The sequence below is a fragment of the Glaciecola sp. 2405UD65-10 genome (assembly GCF_048820975.1).
Classification (GTDB): domain Bacteria; phylum Pseudomonadota; class Gammaproteobacteria; order Enterobacterales; family Alteromonadaceae; genus Glaciecola.
On sequence record NZ_JBMEUF010000001.1, the window covers coordinates 1925581 to 1944294 of the forward strand.

An 18714-nucleotide genomic window follows, 5' to 3' on the forward strand; every position below is an offset into this window, starting at 1 on the left:
ATTATTCGTTTATTAGCTTTCTTACAGTGTTGAACAAATCGCTCGCTAGCAATCCGCGTTGCCCATATTTTTGCGCTACTATATCACCCGCTTTGGCATGAATCGAGACACCATATTGGCAAGCCATTTCACTACTTAAACCTTGTGACATCAGCGAGCCTAATATTCCTGCTAATACATCTCCCATCCCAGCGGTTGCCATACCTGGGTTTCCATGCCTGCAAACCCAAGAATGTGACTGGTTATCTACAATACTTCCTGCACCTTTTAATACACAAACAGCATCATAGCGCTGGGCGCATTGGCGCGCAAAATTAAACCGATTGGCTTCAATTTCTTCTATCGAAACATTTAACAAACGCGCCGCTTCACCCACATGAGGCGTTACCACGCAGTCAGTCAGGGCAACAAAACTGGTGTTAACCGCCTTCAGGTTCAAAGCATCAGCGTCAATCACAATGGGTTTATTATGTTGCTGGCAATAATCCATGGTGGTATCAAAGGTGTCTTTACTCCACTGGTTTTGCCCTAAGCCTGGGCCAATAACAATACAAGTGGCCCATTGCAAAGCTTCTTTAAGACCTTCGCTACTGACCATAAGTTCCGGGCGGCCAGCGCTAATTTGGCGAACAGATTCTGGGTGAGCAAATACTTTAACAAGGCCTGTACCAGTTCGCAGCGCTGCTTCAGAGCTTAAGCGAATTGCGCCCGACATCCCTTCATTTCCACCAATGCAAAGTAAACGACCATACGTACCTTTATGGCTATGCACGGGGCGAGGAGCCAAACCTTTAAAATGTTTAAAATCAAGAGCGCTTGCATCGCTTCGGGCGTACTCGGCAAACACCTTACCAATGCCAAGGTCTTCGAATATAAGTTTGCCCGTGGCTTGCTTACCAGCCCCTGTGGTTAAGCCTAATTTTATACCTACAAAAGTTACGGTAGCGGTTGCTTGAACACACTCACCTAAAGTATTTCCCGTGTTGGCATCTAAGCCGCTTGGTACATCAATACTTACCACGGGGCAACTATGGTGATTAATCTCTTCAATAATAGTAGCAAACTCTTGTCGAATCACACCATTAATGCCAGTACCTAGCAAGGCATCAATTACCACATCGGCTTTATCAAGGGCATCTTTGGAGTACGCATTGACCTTAGCGCCCGATGCTAGCCAAGCAGCCTTTGCCTTCGCCACATCACCTGACACCTCACGTTCTGGCTCAACGGCACAAAGGGTGACATTTTTGCCTGAATTGGCAGCTGCCAACGCGGCAACGTAGCCATCACCTGCATTATGGCCAATGCCTACTAACACTAAATAGTTGTCTACATTGGGGAACAAAGACACGCAATGTTGATAAACACTCGCTCCCGCGCGCTGCATTAAACTGAACATATCAACGCCTAATGCTTTGGCTGCGTCCTGCTCATGCAATCTAACTTGGTCTGCGCGATACAATTTTTGTGTTAAGCTATTGCCACGTTTTTTTTGCAACATAAGTGCATGTCCTTCTCTGAATCAAATTTAACCAGTGCAAACAGTACTGATGCATTGTCTATTGCTAACCATATCAAGGCTTGTGCAAAGGCGCTAGGATTTCAACAAGTTGGCATATGTGATATTGACGTAAGTCAACACAAAGAGGCCCTTGAAACCTACCTTGCGAAGGGTTATCACGGTAATATGTCATTTCTAGAGCGCAATGTTGATAAACGCTTACAACCCAATCAATTACACCCAAATACCTGCCGAATCATAAGTGTAAGAATGGATTACTTACCGCCAAATGCACAATTCGCTAATAATTTAGCCAATGACTCGCTTGCTTATGTAAGCCGTTATGCGCTAGGGCGTGACTATCATAAATTAATGCGAAATCGCTTAAAACAGTTAGGTGAACAAATAAAGACGTTTTGTGAAGACCTAGACTATCGGCCCTTTGTAGATTCGGCCCCTGTACTAGAACATGCTATTGCAGAAAAAGCAGGCATTGGCTGGACGGGCAAGCACACCTTAACACTCAATAAAGAAGCTGGCTCTTGGTTTTTCTTAGGTGAGTTGTTTATTAATTTACCACTGCCTGTTGATACACCAGCACAAGAGGCTTGCGGATCTTGCACAGCATGCATTAGCATTTGCCCAACCAACGCCATTGTTGCCCCTTATACACTTGATGCTAAGCGATGCATTTCGTATTTAACGATTGAATATAAAGGCGTAATTCCCCATGAATTTCGGGAAGCTATGGGCAACAGAGTATATGGATGTGACGACTGCCAATTAGCATGCCCGTGGAACAGATACGCCGAAGTTACGCAAGAAAAAGACTTCTATGCTCGTGAGTTTTTACAAGGTGCTAGCTTGGTGAATTTGTTTGAACTAACGGAAGATGAGTTCTTACAGAAAACTCAAGGCTCCCCAATTCGCCGCATCGGATTTCAAAATTGGCAACGCAATTTATCTATCGCAATGGGTAACGCAGCCTATAAGATTGAGATTTTATCGAGCCTTCAGAATGCCTTGCAAAATACAGATGATGCCGTACTTATAGAGCATTTTGAGTGGGCAATTGAACAACAATTTGCTAAAAAAGAAACGCCAGCTTTAGCGCAAAGCAAAAGGCAGCATCAGCGTTTGATTCGAATTGTGGAAAAAGGCCTTCCGCGAGACGCATGAGATATTAGCCAAAGCTAAGCACTAGCTTTGGCTAATTGTAAACTACTTTATTTGCTGTGGTACGGTTTTGAAAATTTATGTACCGCTTCAACAAAGTGACCTGCATTTTCTGGCGGAACATCAAGGTGAATACCGTGTCCTAGGTTAAACACGTGCCCTTCGCCCTCACCAAACCCTGCAAGAATATCTTTCACTTCTTGCTCTATACGCTCTTTAGGCGCATACAATACACTTGGATCCATATTACCTTGAAGTGCAACTTTATCACCAACGCGAGCTTTTGCATCGGCAATATCAATGGTCCAATCTAAGCCCAAAGCATCACAACCAGTAGCCGCAATAGATTCTAGCCACATACCGCCATTTTTGGTAAACAAAGTAACCGGTATTTTTTGTCCTTCGTATTCTCGCGTTAATCCATCTACTATTTTTTCCATATACTGCAAAGAAAATAATTTGTAGTCACGCGGGCTTAGTACGCCGCCCCAAGTGTCAAAAATCATAACTGATTGCGCGCCGGCAGCAATTTGCGCGTTCAAATAGGTAATAACTGAATCAGCTAGTTTATCAAGTAACTTATGCAGTATAGCTGGCTCACTAAAGGCCATTTTTTTAATTTTAGTAAAGGCTTTACTTGACCCACCTTCCACCATGTAAGTGGCTAGTGTCCACGGGCTACCCGAGAAACCAATTAGGGGGACTTCACCTTTTAAGTTTTTACGAATAGTACGTACTGCATCCATTACGTATCCAAGGCTCAATTCAGGATCGGGAATAGGTAGCTTATCTACATCGCTGGCACTTGAAATTGGACGTTCAAATTTGGGGCCTTCGCCTGTTTCAAAGTACAAGCCTAAACCCATAGCATCTGGGATAGTCAATATATCTGAAAACAAAATAGCGGCATCTAAATTAAACCGGCGCAATGGCTGTAAGGTCACTTCACACGCTAGTTCTGGATTAGTACAAAGCGCCATAAAATCACCGGCTTCTGCTCGGATTGCTTTATATTCAGGCAAATAACGCCCTGCTTGTCGCATCATCCATACTGGGGTGTAATCAACAGGTTGCTTTAGGAGTGCGCGAATGTATCGGTCGTTCTTGAGTGCTGTCATGTGCGGCTAATCATCTCTTCTTGTTTCAATAAATAACGAAAATATTTAATACGTAAGAATACGCTATTTTGCTTTGTCTTGCTTGATTCTGCGAATGGTTTCTTCAATTAATCGCCCCGCAATTGAGAATTTAGGTGGAATTAATGGCAAATCATCAATATCAAACCACTGCGCATCCACTATCTCTTTTTCTTCAATCTTAATATCACCAGATGCATACTCTGCAATGTATCCGCACATTAATGAATGAGGAAATGGCCAAGGTTGGCTGTCAATATATTCAATTTTGCCAAGCTTTACTCCTACTTCTTCGAAGACTTCCCTATGAACGGCTTGCTCTAAAGATTCTGCACTTTCTACAAACCCAGCTAACGTTGAATAAAATTTAAGCGTTTGTTGACGCACTCCCTGGGCCAAAAGTATTTTATCATTGTTGTGAATAGCAACAATAATGCACGGTGATACTCGGGGATAAACACGATGAGCGCACTTATCACAGTGCATGGCCATTTCCCATGATACTTGTCGAAGTTCGTGGCCACAACGTCCGCAGTATCGATGGGTTCGTAAAAATAAAGCGTATTGCCACGCTTGCGCAATAAACTGAAAATCATCAGATGGAACTTGCGTAAGTAATTCACGCAAGGTAACTAATTCGTAGTCTGCGTGCTCAAAGTCGGTATGGTGAATATCGAGTAACGAGTGGTGTCCGTAAGTACTTTCTACGCCCAAATGCTTTTTTTCATCTTCAAAATGCGCCAATTCAGAGGGAATGAGTGGTAAGGAGTTTAAGCCGCTTAATAAACGCTCTGATTTCGAAATCAAAAGTTTTTCATTGATAAAAATAAAGGTAATCGGATTTTTTTGTTCTTGTGGAGGCATAAATTTAACTGCTTTTAAAAAATTAGCATAATTGCACTAACTTTACTTGCATTGTGACTTGTTCACAATGCAAGCAATGATATACTTTAACAATAAATTACCAGCAACTAGGTGTTGGTTATAGGCTAAAGTAGAATAAATCTGCTTAGTCAGCAAGTAAGGTAAATATTTAGAGTGAATACAGAGTTATCTAAAAGTAAGCAAATTTTGTTTCGTAAGGCCCGTGCATTTTGCGAAGACCAAGGAGCCCGATTTACTCCCTTACGCGCTAAAGTTTATGAAATACTATTACAAGAAGACGCTTCAATAGGTGCGTACGATTTATTGGATAAACTTAAAAAGATCGAAGACTCAGCCAAACCGCCTACGGTATATAGAGCCCTCGATTTTTTCTTAGATTTAGGCTTGGTACACAAAGTAGAATCTACCAATACGTTTAAGGCTTGCCATCATTTTGGTTGCTCTCATCCAGTTCAATTTTTGATTTGTGACCATTGCGGTGACGTTCAAGAAATAAGCTCAAATGGAGTAGAATCAACCTTAGCGGCTCAAGCCATGGAAAATGATTTTCAAATAGTTAGCCAAACCATTGAGGCACATGGCGTTTGCGTAAAATGCCAAAAAGAGCCAATTAACACGTAGGTGACTACAACAAAAACATAAGGCCGTATAAGTATTATGAAGGTTGAGTTTATAAACCCGTTTATTGCATCACTAAAAAACGTTATTGGCACAATGGCGCAAATAGATTTAGTTGTGCAAAAGCCCCAAAAAAAAGGGGATGAGTTAGCCCGAGGTGAGGTATCAGGTATCATTGGCATGATAGGTCCGCAAGTGAAGGGCTCTATGGCCATTACCTTTGATAAAGCACTTGCCACTAGTATTATGAAAAATATGCTAGGGGAAGTAACTAACTCTATTGACGATGAAGTGCGCGATATGGTGGGTGAAATGACCAACATGATATGCGGCGGCGCCAAGAGTTCGTTAGCCGAACAAAACTATGACTTTGAACTAGCCACCCCTGTAATAGTATCAGGCACTGACCATACTATTCAGCATAAAGTAGATGGGCCAAAGATAATTTTAACCTTCGCCAGCCCTTCGGGTAATGCATATTTAGAAATTTGCTTCGATAAGTAGTATACTACGCGCTGGAATTTACAAGAAACGCACTAATAATTACATAACAATCATTAAAAAGGACATTGCTTAATGAAAAAATTATCCATGTTGATCGCTGCTACTCTTGGCTCTATTGCCATGACTGCACAAGCACAAGAAGCGCCAGCCTATGAAAATTGGGTAGGCGGTTTCGCACAATATTACAACGCTGATGGCGCTAAAGGCGAACCATCAGGCGGCCTTGATGACGGAAGAGGCTTTGGTGGTGAACTTGGTTTTCGTTTTGACCCTTCATGGGCAGTTCGCTTCGAGCTAGGCCGTGTGTTACTTGATAACAGTAATGGCTACAATGACGATGGCACACAAGTTGGTGCTGACGTAATGTATTTCTTCGAAGAAGATGCAGCTTACTTGTTTTCTGGTTTACGCGAACAGTCTTTAGACTCAGAAAGTTACAGAATGCTTAGTGCTGGTTTAGGTAAGCACTGGGAACTAAGTGACAATCTACGTTTAATTACTGAAATAGCGACTTATTATGACTTTGGTCAGCGTTATAAAGATTACAGTGCTAAGTTAGGTCTTGCATATGTATTTGGTAACGTAAGTAGCACACCTACTTCTCAACCTGATTCAGACGGCGATGGCGTTTATGACGCAGTTGATCGTTGTCCTTCATCTCCAGCTGGTACAAGCGTTGACGCTACCGGTTGTAACATCGATATGGACGGTGACGGCGTAAACAACGCTCAAGATCAGTGCCCATCAACAGCTGCTGGAACTTCGGTTGATGCACGTGGTTGTGCAATCAAAGATACTGACAACGATGGTGTTGTAGATAGCAAAGATGAGTGTGCAAACACACCTTCTAGCGATAAAGTAGATGCACTTGGTTGTAGCGTATTTGAAAAAGAAGAAGTGTCTGTTGAATTAGATATCTTGTTTGCAAATAACAGCAGCGTAATCTCAAATGCTGATTCTGCTCGCATTCAAAACTTTGTTGATTTCATGAACCGTTACCCTAACACTCAAGCGGTAGTTGAAGGTCATTCTTCTTCTGTAGGTAGTGCAGAGTACAACCAGTTCTTATCTGAAAAACGTGCTAAAACTGTTCGTCAGCTATTAATTGATGATTACGGAATTGACGCTGATCGCTTAGAAGCACAAGGTTTCGGAGAATCTCAGTTAAAAGATACTTCAAACACTGCTGAAGCACATCGCATAAACCGTCGTATTGAAGTTAAAGTTACTGCTCTTGTTGAAACAAAAGCAACACGTTAATTTTCATTAGATGTAAAAAAAGCGAACTATGTTCGCTTTTTTTGTGCCTGCTATTTATAAATACCTTGCTACGGAGTTACTCATCATCGTAAGCAGGTCCTGCATAATTATCAAAACGCGAGAATTGGCCTTGGAAAGTTAAACGAGTTGTACCAATAGGGCCGTTACGTTGCTTACCAATAATAATTTCGGCAATTCCCTGTAATTCACTGTTTTCATGATAAACCTCATCACGATATATAAACATAATAAGGTCGGCATCCTGCTCAATTGCGCCTGATTCACGCAAATCTGAGTTAATGGGGCGCTTATCGGCTCGCTGCTCTAGTCCACGGTTTAGCTGTGATAGGGCAATAACCGGGCATTGGAGTTCTTTTGCCAAAGCTTTTAAAGAGCGTGATATTTCAGAAATTTCTAAGGTTCGGTTATCCGACAATGACGGCACCCGCATAAGCTGCAAGTAATCTATCATTATCATAGAAATTCCACCGCGGTCTCGCGCTAATTTACGCGCACGGGTTCTTACTTCCATAGGTGTTAAGCCTGACGAATCATCAATAAATAAGTTGTCTTTGTCGTTAAGCATTTTAACGCTTGACTGAATACGCGCCCAATCTGCGTCTTCCAGCCTGGCGGTTCTAACCGAAGTTTGGTTTACGCGGCTTAGCGAGGCCAACATCCTCATCATAATTTGTTCAGCAGGCATCTCCAAACTAAAGACCAATACCGGCTTTTCTTCAAGGAGCAAGGCATTTTCAACTAAGTTCATAGCGAAGGTGGTATTGTGAACACATATATCTTGGGCAATAAAATTGTGCACTTGCGGAACACTTAAGTCATAAACCTGCTTTACGCCCATGCCTTCTATGCTTACTATTTCATCCCAGTACACGTCTGATTGCGCAATATTTTTAAGATAGGCATCATTTAACAAGTCACCTATCGCTTTCGCTGAAGCTCTTGTAAGTGCGCCATTATTGAGTTCTGGTAGTGTTTGGTTTTGCTCACAAACACTCATCGCATACTGATAAACACTTTGCGGTAAGGGCTCTGAATCATCAAGATTAGAATCAAGTAAAATACTCTTTGCTTCAGAAACTTGGAAAGTTTTACCAAAAATGCCTACTTTCTCTAAAAAGCGAGCAAGATGTGAAGGTGAAACCACGCTTAAGCAATGTTGCTGAGCCTTAGCTCTTTCAACTACCTGACGCTTAGCAACTACACCTAGCCTTAGCAATAAGTGCTGTACTTGCTGCACGAGCTTTGCGCTTTGGCTTATGAAAGTAAGTCGAACATCCTTGCTTTTTTTGCTATCAGCAAGTGTAAAAAGATGGCCGTTACAGGCAAATAAACGATTTAGCAGTAATGCTAAATTGGATTCACATAGCGAAAACACCGAGTCAGGCAGTACTTTACTCTTAAGTGATATTGAAAATGCACGGCTTACTTGCTCTTCGTTAGCGATTTCATATTCACTTTCGCGATTAAATAAGTTCGCTAACTCATGAGCAACCGAGGCATTTACATGCTGGTAAATATCACAAATAGGAGAAAGGGCAAACGTAGGGCTTTTAGTATCAGCCTGAGTATCAGATCCAACGCCGTAATCATTATACAGTTTGCTTTCTTCGATTGGCTTGGCTTCAATACTCACCGAGTAAGCTAATGACGCAAGCGCTTGCTTTGTTAAGGTTTGTTTACCAAATATAGGTAAGGTTCTAGGCACACCTATCAAATCCCCTGCCTGTAGCTTACCTAATGGTTGCCATCCATCGCCCGACAAAAACGGATGCGTAATGGTCGTTTCAATTTCTTTACCTAAAGCTGTTTTCACTTTAAACACAGGCTTGAAACCATCATCAACAAAATCTGAAACCTCTCGTGTTTCAAGTTTAAAGTCATTGTTTAAACTAGTAACACGAGCACGTTTATCTTTCACCATTTGGTCAATGGTCAGTAATTTACCGCTACCGGGTTCAACTAATGTTGAACCACTCACAATACACTTACCCATTGAAGGACGAGCGGCCACAATAATAAGATCAGAAGGCTGTAAGCCACTGGTTTTTTTATCTAAATCAGTAAAGCCCGTTGATACACCGGTTACTTCTTTGTCTTGGCCGGCGAGTTCTTCAATGCGCGAAATAGTTTTACGCAAAGCTCCTGAAACACTTATAGGGCCTTCGTTTGCTGTGGTACGCTTTTCAGCAATTTCAAATACTTTGGTTTCAGCCAGATCAAGCAATTCTTTACTGTCACGGCCTTCAGGGTTAAAGCTGATGTCTGCAATGTCGTTAGCCGCCCCTATCAGCTCACGGACTACAGCTCGCTCTCTTACGATGTTCGCATAAGCACTAATGTTGGAAGAACTAGGAGTGTTACGTGCAAGCATTACAATGTAGTTGAGGCCACCTACGCCCTCTAGCTCATTGTGCATTTCGAGTTCATCTTGCAAGGTGATTGGGTCGGCAGCACTGTTTTTGGCAATTAAGCGCGTAATAGCAGCAAAAATAACGCGATGAGAACGATTGTAAAAATCTTCTTGGATTAGGATTTCAGCAATCTTATCCCACGCATCCACAGACTGCATAATACTGCCTAATACGGCCTGTTCAGCCTCAATGGAATGCGGGGGTGTATTTAGCTGAGCAATCTCATCATTACTAGATTCTTTTTTATTTGACCCTCTTGATTGAAAGTCATTAGGTGGTTGCGCCACACGAGCCTCTAAAAAACGAAAAACAGTCTCTTATTATGCGCTAAGCAAATTAATTTGTCTTGTCTGAATTAGCACTTTAGCACTGTAAATTTAGAAGCGCTGTTAGTCACCCTGTTCTTGTAAATCTTGTGCATAACGCTTTGCGTTTTGCTGATAATGCTCAGCTGATTTTTCAAGCATTAGCGCTTGTTCAGGGCTTACTTGCTTGACTATTTTAGCCGGCGAGCCCATCACCACTGAATTATCGGGAATCTCCATCTTTTCAGTGACCAATGCGTTTGCGCCAATAACGCAGTGTTTACCTATTTTCGCCCCATTCAATATAACCGCATTAATGCCCACTAAACTATAATCACCTATGGTGCAGCCGTGTAGCATTACTTTGTGGCCTACGGTAACGCCTTTACCTACTTTTAGTGGAAAGCCATAGTCAGTATGCACTATGCTGCCATCTTGTATATTGCTGCCTTCACCTATTTCAATGGTGTCGGTATCACCGCGCAAAACCGCATTGAACCACACGCTAGCATTATCCTGTAAGCTTACTTTCCCAATAACTTGTGCACCTGGAGCTATATAAACGTTTTCGCCAACGCTTACTTTGTCTTTACCTAACTGATATATCATCTTTACGCCTAACCACTTTTCATTTTTTGAAACTGTAACATAATTATAACAAGCTTCAGGCTAAAGTCTTTTCTCTTTTCGAATTATTGTTTATTCAACTCAATTCTTCCATGCACGGTTGATATATCTACCGTGGCGGTAGGTTTGCCGTTAGAAAATCTTAACCACTTGCTAGGGCCGTACTTGGCGCTTTTTGCTTGTTGGTCGGTAATTCTGTTTTTAATAGAGCCCCCCGCGTGAGCTTCTATATTAAACCTTGCTTGTACATCTCTTTGGAAAGCAAATTCTATTGTGCCACCTACCGAACTTGCCCTCACACTAGCTCCTTCCATTAATGATAAGCGCATATTGATATCACCATTTACCGTGTTAGTTTGTACATCTATTACTTTGTCAAAGCGCATATCTATATCACCATTAACCGTTTCGGTAATAATTTCACTGGCACTTGAATCAATGTCAATATCGCCATTTACAGTAGTTACTGTAATGCGCTCACCGTTTATTTGGCTAGCACTTATATCGCCATTGACCGCATCTAAAGACAACTCACCTGATAGTTCTTCAGCGCGAATGTCACCATTGACGGTTCGTAAACTTAACCTACCTTGCAACTTATTAGCGCTTAAATCGCCATTTATCATCTCAATATTTACACCGCCATGAATGTTCTCAATGTTCAAATCGGCATTAGGAGAATCATAGTCGACTCTACTCTTATATGGCACATATATAGTTAGCTTGTCGCCTGGGCCCGAGCTTTCAGACCAAGACCAAGATTGACGCACTGAATCCACTTCAATAATAACCGATTTTCCGTCGCGTTCTAATTTGATTCCTTCAGAATCTTCGCCTAGTTCGCCTTCAATTTTTACTTCATTTTTGTCCCAGCCAATCACTTTTGCGTTACCTCGAACATGTTCAATTTCTATTAAACTGTTGGCGTCAACTTGTAAACTCTCATCAACTTTTTGGCCAGCGAATGAGTTAAGGCTTAATAACGCTAAGCCAAGTAGCAAGCTTATGTTTCTGAACGATGGGTTTAATTCGTATTTTTCAGCACGGGTTTGAGTGAACATTGTGATACCTCGTTATATCTTTTGCCATGCGGGTGTATGTACCCGCTCAATTAATGCAATTTGCTGCTGATGCACTTGTTTTAGCATTTTCAGTAAAGCAACATTGTTTGGTTCATTCGCCAAAGCTTTTTTAATTGCAATGGCGGCTTCATCTAATTCTTGTAATTGCTGTTGCCAGTTTTGGGTAACCGCAACTTGGTCTTTTAAGCTCACCAACAAAGCATCTTTTTGCTTCACATGCTGTTCGCTCAGTTGTTGCACCAAGTTATTGCCCGACACTTGCTTACCACTTTCAAAGCTCAGCAGCGCAATAAACCCTACCAACAAGATAGAAGCAGCTATGCCCCAAACAACATGTTGCTTACTAAATTGCTGTGAGGCTTGTTTACTATTATCCAAGGCAAATTCAATGCCTGGCCATAAGTCACGTGTTGGCTCTAGCTCTTTAGGCGCTTTAGCGATGAGTTCGTCTAATTTTGCTTTTTGTGATGGCGCTGATTTGCTACTCATCCATCCACTCCTGTAATAATGTTCTTGCTCGATGATACTGCGCTTTGCTGGTACCTTCTGCCATATTTAGCATGCTTGCGACTTGATTATGGCGATACCCTTCTATGGCATGTAACACAAATACCATACGAGCTCTTTCGGGGAGGCGCATGATCAAGCCCTCAAGTTGATTGCTACAATGCGTGTTTTCATCACTGAAGGGCTCTATGCCTGCATCTTCAATATTCATCATCTTTTGCCACCATCCACGCTGCTTTCGAATATGTGAAATAGTTACATTGCTTGCTAAACTGTGCAGCCACGTTGTGAACAAGCTATCGCCGTTAAAATTTTCTATTTTCCGCCAAACTTGAATAAACACTTCTTGAGTCGCATCCTCGGCTAGCGATTTATCAGCACATAAACGAAAGCACAAAGCATAAACGCGATTTAAATGCGCCTTATACAACAACTTAAACGCGCCTTTATCTTTTGCTTGCGCTGCTGCAACTAATTCAGCTTCAGAGTAATCCTGAATAGTTTTTGCAGCTTGAATAGGCTCAATTGCCAGTGTATTCGCTTCCATTTGAAAAATGTGTTTGCTCGTTTTTGTTAGTCATAGTGTTTGTCGCAGCGTAATTTAAAAAGGTTTAAATTAAATATAAATCAATGAATAATATTTGCCGTACAGTGTTATAAACACTACCATAAAAAAATGTCTAATTAAGAGATTAGTATATGCAGATCAGCCATTTATTTGCGGGTAAGCCCCAAGCTTTTGGTAGCCGAGGGGCGCCAAGTAGCATTATAAAAAAGCCGTACAAAAGTCTAAATATTAAGTTTGATGGTGCAGTTGAAGACGAACAAGGAAATAAAAAACTGCATGGCGGCCCTTTTATGGCATTGCATCAGTATGCGCAAAGTTCATTTGATGTTTTAGCGGCCCAATTTACAAACACTCAGCTTGCTTTCGATATTGGCTCAATTGGCGAAAATTTATCTGCACCGAGTATGGATGACGAAACGGTATTTATTGGCGATACATATGAGGTAGGTAGCGCTATTTTACAGCTTGTTTCCCCCAGAGCGCCCTGCTCTAAAATAAACACACGATTTGGTATATCTAGAGTCGATGCATTTATATACGAAAAAAACATTACTGGCTGGTATTACAGTGTACTTAAAGAAGGTGAAATAGCCTGCGGTGATTCTCTTAAGCTAGTTGATAGGCCAGAAGATGCACTTTCAGTTAGCCAAATTTGGCAGCTGCGTAAATGTATTAAACAGCTGCCGGCTGAAGCGATGCGTGAATACTGGTTAAATATAGCCGATACCGCTATTAACACGCCAAGCTTAGCACCCGAATGGCAAGCTTTTGCTAACAGAGCCGCTGTTAAATTGAGCCAATAAAAATACTAAGCCTTTTTGTAAATCTGGTGTTATAGTTTATGTTGCAATTAATTGGCTTCGATTATAAACAACTAATTTAATTGCACATAAAATAAAAATACTTCGATGAATATAAAGGAATAGCAGTATGAAAATAAAACAAACCGGATGTGTCCTCGTTTCAGCCCTTGTACTAATTACCAGCGGTTGCGCCACCACCTCTTCTAGCGTCGTGGAAACGCCCAAAGTGAATAGCTATAACACCTCCTACTCTGGTGTTAAAAACAAAATAGCAGTTGGATCTTTTGTGAATCGTTCTAGCTTTCAAAACGGTATATTTTCAAATGGCACCGACCGACTTGGTAGTCAAGCGAAAACAACGTTGATGGGGCATCTCCAGCAAACTAATCGATTTACTGTATTAGACCGTGACAATATGGAAATGCTAGCAAGTGAAGCTCAAATTACAGGAAACAAGCAAACACTATCGGGTGCTAAATACATAGTAACTGGCGATGTGACTGAATTTGGCCGCAAAAACGTAGGGGATAAACAGTTGTTCGGTCTATTGGGTAAAGGTAAATCACAAATTGCTTATGCAAAAGTGACTTTAAATATCGTAGATGTAACAACATCTGAACTAGTTTTTTCATCAGCAGGAGCGGGCGAATATAGCTTATCTGAACGTGAAGTGATTGGATTCGGAAGTTCAGCTGGATACGATTCAACCCTGAATGGCAAAGTGCTAGATTTAGCTGTAAGAGAAGCTGTAAATAATTTAGTTAACGGTATTGAGAGCGGGTCTTGGGATATATAAGCGTTCATGCTTATTTTAGGAAGTAGTTTAAGTTAAAAGGAATATCAAGATGAAATTTAATGTAGTAAAAATGTTTATATTAGCAACTCTTGCTGCTATTGCCTTAACCGGCTGTAAAACAACAGAACCCCCTCTTTACTATTACGGCGGTTATCAAACTAGCGTTTATAGTTATTTTAAAGGTAATGAATCAACTCAATCTGAACAAATAGCTGTTTTAGAACAAGCTATAGAAACTGCGAGTATTAATGATAAAGCCATAGCTCCTGGCGTTCACGCTCACTTAGGTATGCTTTATTTTGAAGCAGGAAACAGTGCCGTAGGTTTGAGCCACTTTGAACAGGAAAAGTTTTTATTTCCTGAATCAGCTTCCTTTATCAATTTTCTTATTGCTAAAACTCAAGGAGAGTAACAATGAAAAGGACATCAACGTTAATTCTGATATTAAGCACGCTCATTATGAGTGCTTGTACAAGTCTACCACCGGCTTATGATTATTCTCAGTTTAGAAACTCAGATCCAAAATCAATCATAATATTGCCTCCAACTAATCAATCTACTGAAGTTATTGCACCATATAGCCTAATGACTCAACTTACTGCACCAATTGCTGAGTCCGGCTATTACGTATACCCCGTAGCCTTAGTTGACCAAACATTTCAAAACAATGGTTTAACGGTTGCTGAAGATATCCATGCGGTTCCAACAGCTAAACTTTATGAAATCTTTGGTGCTGATGCTGCTTTGTATATTGATATAGTAGAATATGGAACAAGCTATGTTGTAATATCGAGTAATACGGTTGTTACGGTAGGTGCTAAATTAGTAGATTTAAAAACTGGAGATCTTTTATGGGAAGGCGCTGCTTCAGCTTCAAGTGCAGAAAACAGAAGCAGTAGTGGCGGTGGGTTAATAGGTATGCTTGTTGAAGCGGCAGTCCATCAAATTATAGAAACTGTAGTTGATACTGGCTATGACGTTTCTGCTATCGCATCATCACGCTTAGTTTCATCAAAAGCGCACAATGGTCTTTTGCATGGCCCTCGTTCAACTAAGTATGGGCAACCGGCCACAAGTGAAAAAGTAAAGTAATTTGTTTGTTACTGAGTAGGCGGCTATATAAATAGCCGCTATTATACCAATGCGAAGTCTTTTAAACTTTGCCCAATATCTCCACTAAGCAATTAGCGTCATTTCAGCATCAAACTCAACCGCTTCTGCTGGGCGACCTAAAAAGAAGCCTTGGCCGTGGTCAATATTCAGCTTTTTGCACATATCTAAGTGCTCTTGAGTCTCAATACCTTCGGCCACTACCGTCATTCGTAAACGCTTTAACATTTCCGCTAGGGCTTCAAATACGGCTTTGCGCTTTTGTTCACCTTCTTCTGTTTGGAATAATGATTTATCTAGCTTAACAATGCTTATAGGGTATTCAATTAAATGAGAAATTGAAGAATAGCCAACACCAAAATCATCTAAAGAAATTAAAAATCCGTAATCTGAAAGGGTTTCAATTGAGCGTTTTATCTCAACTTCTTTTTCAAACAATGCAGTTTCTGTTATTTCTAATACAATGTTTTGAGGATTTACCGAATACGCTTCGGCTCTGTTTATCAAATATTCTGTGATGGTGTGATTTTGTAGTTGTACCGGCGAAATGTTGATAGCTACAAAACGGTCTTTTGCGTGACGTTTTTGCCAATTTGAAATTTGTCTAATGGCGCGATCTATCACCCACTCACCAATGGCATGAATATCACTATTTTTTTCTGCAATAGGGATAAATTCATCGGGCACAAACTGATTTTTCATATTTGGCCAACGAATCAGTGCTTCAAAGCCAATTTTCTGATTCGTTTGTAAATCAACCACGGGCTGAAAATGGATGTTAAAAGCAGCTTCTTGAATCAATTGCTTCATACCATTTTGGATATCGTACATGCGGCTGTATTGCTCGCTCATTACCGGATCGTACAACTCCATTTTACCTTTGCCATTAGCTTTAGCTTGATACATAGCAATGTCGGCATATTTTACTAGGGTATCTTTATCAGCTGCTTGTGCAGGATACACCGATGCGCCAATACTGGCTTTAATCACTACTTCGGTTTGTCCTAGCGTTACTGGAACTGACAAAGCATTTTGAATGCGCTGAGTCACTAGGCGCACTTGCTGCGTTGACTTAATTCCATTAAGCACAATGGCGAATTCATCCCCACCTAAGCGAGCAAAACTTTCGTGGCGACGCAATAATTTCTTAACACGGGTAGAAAATTCTATAAGTAGCCTGTCACCAGCGTCGTGGCCTAAGGTATCGTTGACGTATTTAAAATCATCTAAATCTATTAGCAATAGCGCCATTTCTACTTTCGAGTGCTTGCCATTTTCAATTAACATGTCAATTATTTGATTAAAATGGTGTCTATTGGAAAGGCCGGTAAGTGGATCTTTTTCTGCAAGGTGTTTTACATTTAAGTAATTTTGGTGAAGTTTGTGCTCAAGCTCAAATCGTTTTTGTGCATGAATAATAGCTCGATGAAGGTTTAAGCGTTGCAGATCGGTTTTCTGAATGAAGTCTTGCGCTCCAGATTCAATGCACTTAACCGCTAAAGATTCGTTTTCAGAAGCGCTCATCATTACAATCGCAATACTGCCAAGATCAGGGCGAGAACGTAATTCCTGAACCATTTCAATGCCAGTTGCACCAGGCATTCGGTAGTCGAGCAAAATCACATCAAACTTGTGTTCCTGTAAAAATCCTAAGCCTTCAGCGACAGAAACGGCTTCAGTTACAATCACTTCCGTTGCATTCTCTGCTAGTGTACGTTTGATGATTTTACGATCTGCCATATCATCATCAACCAGCAAAACATTAAGCCTTCTTCTCATTTCCATAATGTGATCACTTCACTTTGAGTCTATATTGAATGTTAATCATTTAAATTGCTCAATACCGATTGTGCAATATTTGTTGTAGGCCAAGTAACAATAAACTTTGTGCCGCGTGGTTGATTAGTTTCTACTGTAATACAACCACCGTAATGCTCAACAATTTTTTTCACTACTGACAAACCCATACCACTTCCTTCAACCTCATCGCGAGGTTTTAAGGTTTCAAAAAGCTTAAATATGCGCTCGCGATTATGCTCTGCAATTCCTGGGCCATTATCTTGTACTGTAATAGTGGCACCTTTTGCTCCGCGCTTCGCTTTTATTTCAATTTTGGCATTGCCTGAATCATGATGCTTTATAGCGTTATTGATTAAATTCAACATCACAACATTAAAAGGTACTGCTGGAACTGATATATAAAGGTCATCACAATTCACAACAAACCCCATTGGTAAATCAATCAGCGATAAAAGCTCTATTACTAATGACTTTAAGTTTACTTCGCCATTGGCTTGGTAATCTTTGCCTAATCTTGAATAACTAAGAAGGTCTACTAGAAGTTTCTCCATGCGCGTGGCTCTATTTAGCACTAAGGCAAGGTTTTCCTTACTATCTTGCGGGAGTATCTCTTGGCAATCTTCTAACACCCACGAAACTAAGCGTTTAATAACATTTAGTGGCGATTTTAAATCATGTGACGCAACGTAGGCAAAGTTGTCTAGATCGTCATTTGAGCGTTTCAAGTCGTTTATCAATATTTCTTTTTCAGTCACATCCCTTGAGACCGACATAATATAAGTGTTCTTATCACTACCAACGAAAGTCTTTTTGGTTGTTTCTAATATCTTATCTTGCCCATTGGCTAAGGTAATTAATTGATTACCCGAATAAAAGCCATGCTCTAGGGCATGCAAATCAGAATCAACAATCGTCGCACTGGTTTCTGGCTCATAAAAAAGCAAATCAATGTTGCCTATAACCGTTTGCTTCAAATTAGTCGGGAATGTTTCTAGCATGGCATGGTTGGCATAAACAATTTTGTGGCGATTGTCTTTTACGCAAATGTAATCCTGATTAAGTTCTGAAATTTGTACGTAGCGAGATTGCAGCTCTTTTAGCTCAAGTACTTGCTCTTGAAGGCCAAGTAGCTGGTTTAAGTCGTCTTTAATCAGCAGTAGTAAGTCTTTGGTATTTGTATCTAGCGGCCTATTAATAGGAAAGAAAGTACCGAAAATAGCACGGGGATTTTTCGCTTCATCTTGTAGTAAAAATACCGCCAAAGAATGGGTGCTTGGGGTATACACATCATCGACAGGTGCGTCAATTATTTCAAATTGTTCTTGGCTATTGTTTAAGTAGACAAATAAAGAAGTGAAATTTAAGCTTTCGCCTAAGGAACATTTACCATGTTGAATATATTGGCGCTGGGGGATAAGGTAAATAAAGGCGTTTTGATTTTGTGCCACACTGGCAGCTAAAGAAAGTTTGTTAGTAAACAATTGAGCGTCTAACGGATCGGTCGATAAAATTTCTGCAGACACTAATGCAGAGCGTTTTAGACCTGTTGTAAGAAACTCAGCTGGCATGGCATTACCTTAGCATGATAATCGTCCACATCCATG

The 18714-nt window shown here is 40.8% G+C and carries 18 protein-coding genes; 8 read left to right on the forward strand and 10 right to left on the reverse strand.

Annotated features, from left to right (window positions below):
* Position 1: 1 nt before the first annotated feature.
* Positions 2-1501 (reverse strand): NAD(P)H-hydrate dehydratase, encoded by a 1500-nt coding sequence (locus ACOI22_RS08660; protein ID WP_420671625.1) that lies wholly within the window; start codon positions 1499-1501, stop codon positions 2-4.
* A gap of 6 nt (positions 1502-1507) precedes the next feature.
* Here ACOI22_RS08660 and queG point away from each other — a divergent pair, with 6 nt between their 5' ends.
* Positions 1508-2680 carry a tRNA epoxyqueuosine(34) reductase QueG gene (gene queG / locus ACOI22_RS08665; RefSeq protein ID WP_420671626.1) on the forward strand — a complete coding sequence of 391 codons (1173 nt, stop codon included), beginning with the start codon at positions 1508-1510 and terminating at the stop codon, positions 2678-2680.
* A 47-nt stretch (positions 2681-2727) separates the two neighbouring features.
* Here the strand turns inward: queG and hemE are convergent, their stop codons facing one another.
* Positions 2728-3795, reverse strand: coding sequence for a uroporphyrinogen decarboxylase (gene hemE / locus ACOI22_RS08670; protein ID WP_420671627.1), 1068 nt, complete (start codon positions 3793-3795; stop codon positions 2728-2730).
* A 63-nt stretch (positions 3796-3858) separates the two neighbouring features.
* Complete coding sequence (gene nudC / locus ACOI22_RS08675; RefSeq protein ID WP_420671628.1) at positions 3859-4677, reverse strand: NAD(+) diphosphatase; 819 nt, start codon at positions 4675-4677, stop codon at positions 3859-3861.
* Positions 4678-4851: 174 nt separating this feature from the next.
* On the opposite strand from nudC, the gene ACOI22_RS08680 reads away from it, so the two are divergent.
* From ACOI22_RS08680 to ACOI22_RS08690, 3 genes are all read left to right on the forward strand, one after another.
* Positions 4852-5319: a transcriptional repressor gene (locus ACOI22_RS08680; protein WP_420671629.1), complete on the forward strand. Its 468-nt coding sequence runs from the start codon at positions 4852-4854 to the stop codon at positions 5317-5319.
* 36 nt (positions 5320-5355) lie between these two features.
* Positions 5356-5820, forward strand: a complete 465-nt coding sequence (locus ACOI22_RS08685; RefSeq protein WP_420671630.1) for a chemotaxis protein CheX — start codon at positions 5356-5358, stop codon at positions 5818-5820.
* Between the two features lie 72 nt (positions 5821-5892).
* Positions 5893-7080, forward strand: a complete 1188-nt coding sequence (locus ACOI22_RS08690; RefSeq protein WP_420671631.1) for an OmpA family protein — start codon at positions 5893-5895, stop codon at positions 7078-7080.
* Between the two features lie 76 nt (positions 7081-7156).
* Here ACOI22_RS08690 and dnaB read toward each other — a convergent pair whose 3' ends face one another.
* The 5 genes from dnaB to ACOI22_RS08715 all read right to left on the reverse strand — a co-directional run bounded on the left by dnaB (position 7157) and on the right by ACOI22_RS08715 (position 12580).
* Entirely contained in the window at positions 7157-9670 is a 2514-nt protein-coding gene (gene dnaB / locus ACOI22_RS08695) for a replicative DNA helicase (RefSeq protein WP_420672347.1), read from the reverse strand.
* Between the two features lie 231 nt (positions 9671-9901).
* Complete coding sequence (locus ACOI22_RS08700) at positions 9902-10426, reverse strand: gamma carbonic anhydrase family protein (protein ID WP_420671632.1); 525 nt, start codon at positions 10424-10426, stop codon at positions 9902-9904.
* An 83-nt stretch (positions 10427-10509) separates the two neighbouring features.
* Positions 10510-11505 (reverse strand): DUF4097 family beta strand repeat-containing protein, encoded by a 996-nt coding sequence (locus ACOI22_RS08705; protein ID WP_420671633.1) that lies wholly within the window; start codon positions 11503-11505, stop codon positions 10510-10512.
* 12 nt (positions 11506-11517) lie between these two features.
* A complete protein-coding gene (locus ACOI22_RS08710; protein WP_420671634.1) occupies positions 11518-12015 on the reverse strand; it encodes a hypothetical protein in 498 nt (165 codons plus the stop codon).
* Positions 12008-12580, reverse strand: a complete 573-nt coding sequence (locus tag ACOI22_RS08715; protein WP_420671635.1) for an RNA polymerase sigma factor — start codon at positions 12578-12580, stop codon at positions 12008-12010. The genes ACOI22_RS08710 and ACOI22_RS08715 overlap by 8 nt, the downstream gene beginning before the upstream one ends.
* A gap of 152 nt (positions 12581-12732) precedes the next feature.
* On the opposite strand from ACOI22_RS08715, the gene ACOI22_RS08720 reads away from it, so the two are divergent.
* The 4 genes from ACOI22_RS08720 (at position 12733) to ACOI22_RS08735 (ending at position 15292) form a co-directional block, all read left to right on the forward strand.
* Positions 12733-13404 (forward strand): MOSC domain-containing protein, encoded by a 672-nt coding sequence (locus ACOI22_RS08720; RefSeq protein WP_420671636.1) that lies wholly within the window; start codon positions 12733-12735, stop codon positions 13402-13404.
* Between the two features lie 127 nt (positions 13405-13531).
* Complete coding sequence (locus ACOI22_RS08725; RefSeq protein WP_420671637.1) at positions 13532-14200, forward strand: CsgG/HfaB family protein; 669 nt, start codon at positions 13532-13534, stop codon at positions 14198-14200.
* A 49-nt stretch (positions 14201-14249) separates the two neighbouring features.
* Positions 14250-14612, forward strand: a complete 363-nt coding sequence (locus ACOI22_RS08730; protein WP_420671638.1) for a DUF4810 domain-containing protein — start codon at positions 14250-14252, stop codon at positions 14610-14612.
* 2 nt (positions 14613-14614) lie between these two features.
* On the forward strand, positions 14615-15292 hold the full coding sequence (locus ACOI22_RS08735) for a DUF799 domain-containing protein (RefSeq protein WP_420671639.1): 678 nt from the start codon (positions 14615-14617) through the stop codon (positions 15290-15292).
* 84 nt (positions 15293-15376) lie between these two features.
* Here the strand turns inward: ACOI22_RS08735 and ACOI22_RS08740 are convergent, their stop codons facing one another.
* Positions 15377-17095: a putative bifunctional diguanylate cyclase/phosphodiesterase gene (locus ACOI22_RS08740; RefSeq protein WP_420671640.1), complete on the reverse strand. Its 1719-nt coding sequence runs from the start codon at positions 17093-17095 to the stop codon at positions 15377-15379.
* Between the two features lie 35 nt (positions 17096-17130).
* Complete coding sequence (locus tag ACOI22_RS08745; protein WP_420671641.1) at positions 17131-18678, reverse strand: ATP-binding protein; 1548 nt, start codon at positions 18676-18678, stop codon at positions 17131-17133.
* Positions 18679-18714: the final 36 nt, after the last annotated feature.

Excerpts from the sequence above, each read along its gene's own strand:
- ACOI22_RS08660 (WP_420671625.1), bottom strand. The coding sequence starts at position 1,501 with ATGTTGCAAAAAAAACGTGGCAATAGCTTAACACAAAAATTGTATCGC.
- queG (WP_420671626.1), top strand. The coding sequence starts at position 1,508 with ATGTCCTTCTCTGAATCAAATTTAACCAGTGCAAACAGTACTGATGCA.
- hemE (WP_420671627.1), bottom strand. The coding sequence starts at position 3,795 with ATGACAGCACTCAAGAACGACCGATACATTCGCGCACTCCTAAAGCAA.
- nudC (WP_420671628.1), bottom strand. The coding sequence starts at position 4,677 with ATGCCTCCACAAGAACAAAAAAATCCGATTACCTTTATTTTTATCAAT.
- ACOI22_RS08685 (WP_420671630.1), top strand. The coding sequence starts at position 5,356 with ATGAAGGTTGAGTTTATAAACCCGTTTATTGCATCACTAAAAAACGTT.
- ACOI22_RS08690 (WP_420671631.1), top strand. The coding sequence starts at position 5,893 with ATGAAAAAATTATCCATGTTGATCGCTGCTACTCTTGGCTCTATTGCC.
- dnaB (WP_420672347.1), bottom strand. The coding sequence starts at position 9,670 with ATGCAGTCTGTGGATGCGTGGGATAAGATTGCTGAAATCCTAATCCAA.
- ACOI22_RS08700 (WP_420671632.1), bottom strand. The coding sequence starts at position 10,426 with ATGATATATCAGTTAGGTAAAGACAAAGTAAGCGTTGGCGAAAACGTT.
- ACOI22_RS08705 (WP_420671633.1), bottom strand. The coding sequence starts at position 11,505 with ATGTTCACTCAAACCCGTGCTGAAAAATACGAATTAAACCCATCGTTC.
- ACOI22_RS08710 (WP_420671634.1), bottom strand. The coding sequence starts at position 12,015 with ATGAGTAGCAAATCAGCGCCATCACAAAAAGCAAAATTAGACGAACTC.
- ACOI22_RS08715 (WP_420671635.1), bottom strand. The coding sequence starts at position 12,580 with ATGGAAGCGAATACACTGGCAATTGAGCCTATTCAAGCTGCAAAAACT.
- ACOI22_RS08720 (WP_420671636.1), top strand. The coding sequence starts at position 12,733 with ATGCAGATCAGCCATTTATTTGCGGGTAAGCCCCAAGCTTTTGGTAGC.
- ACOI22_RS08725 (WP_420671637.1), top strand. The coding sequence starts at position 13,532 with ATGAAAATAAAACAAACCGGATGTGTCCTCGTTTCAGCCCTTGTACTA.
- ACOI22_RS08730 (WP_420671638.1), top strand. The coding sequence starts at position 14,250 with ATGAAATTTAATGTAGTAAAAATGTTTATATTAGCAACTCTTGCTGCT.
- ACOI22_RS08735 (WP_420671639.1), top strand. The coding sequence starts at position 14,615 with ATGAAAAGGACATCAACGTTAATTCTGATATTAAGCACGCTCATTATG.
- ACOI22_RS08740 (WP_420671640.1), bottom strand. The coding sequence starts at position 17,095 with ATGGAAATGAGAAGAAGGCTTAATGTTTTGCTGGTTGATGATGATATG.
- ACOI22_RS08745 (WP_420671641.1), bottom strand. The coding sequence starts at position 18,678 with ATGCCAGCTGAGTTTCTTACAACAGGTCTAAAACGCTCTGCATTAGTG.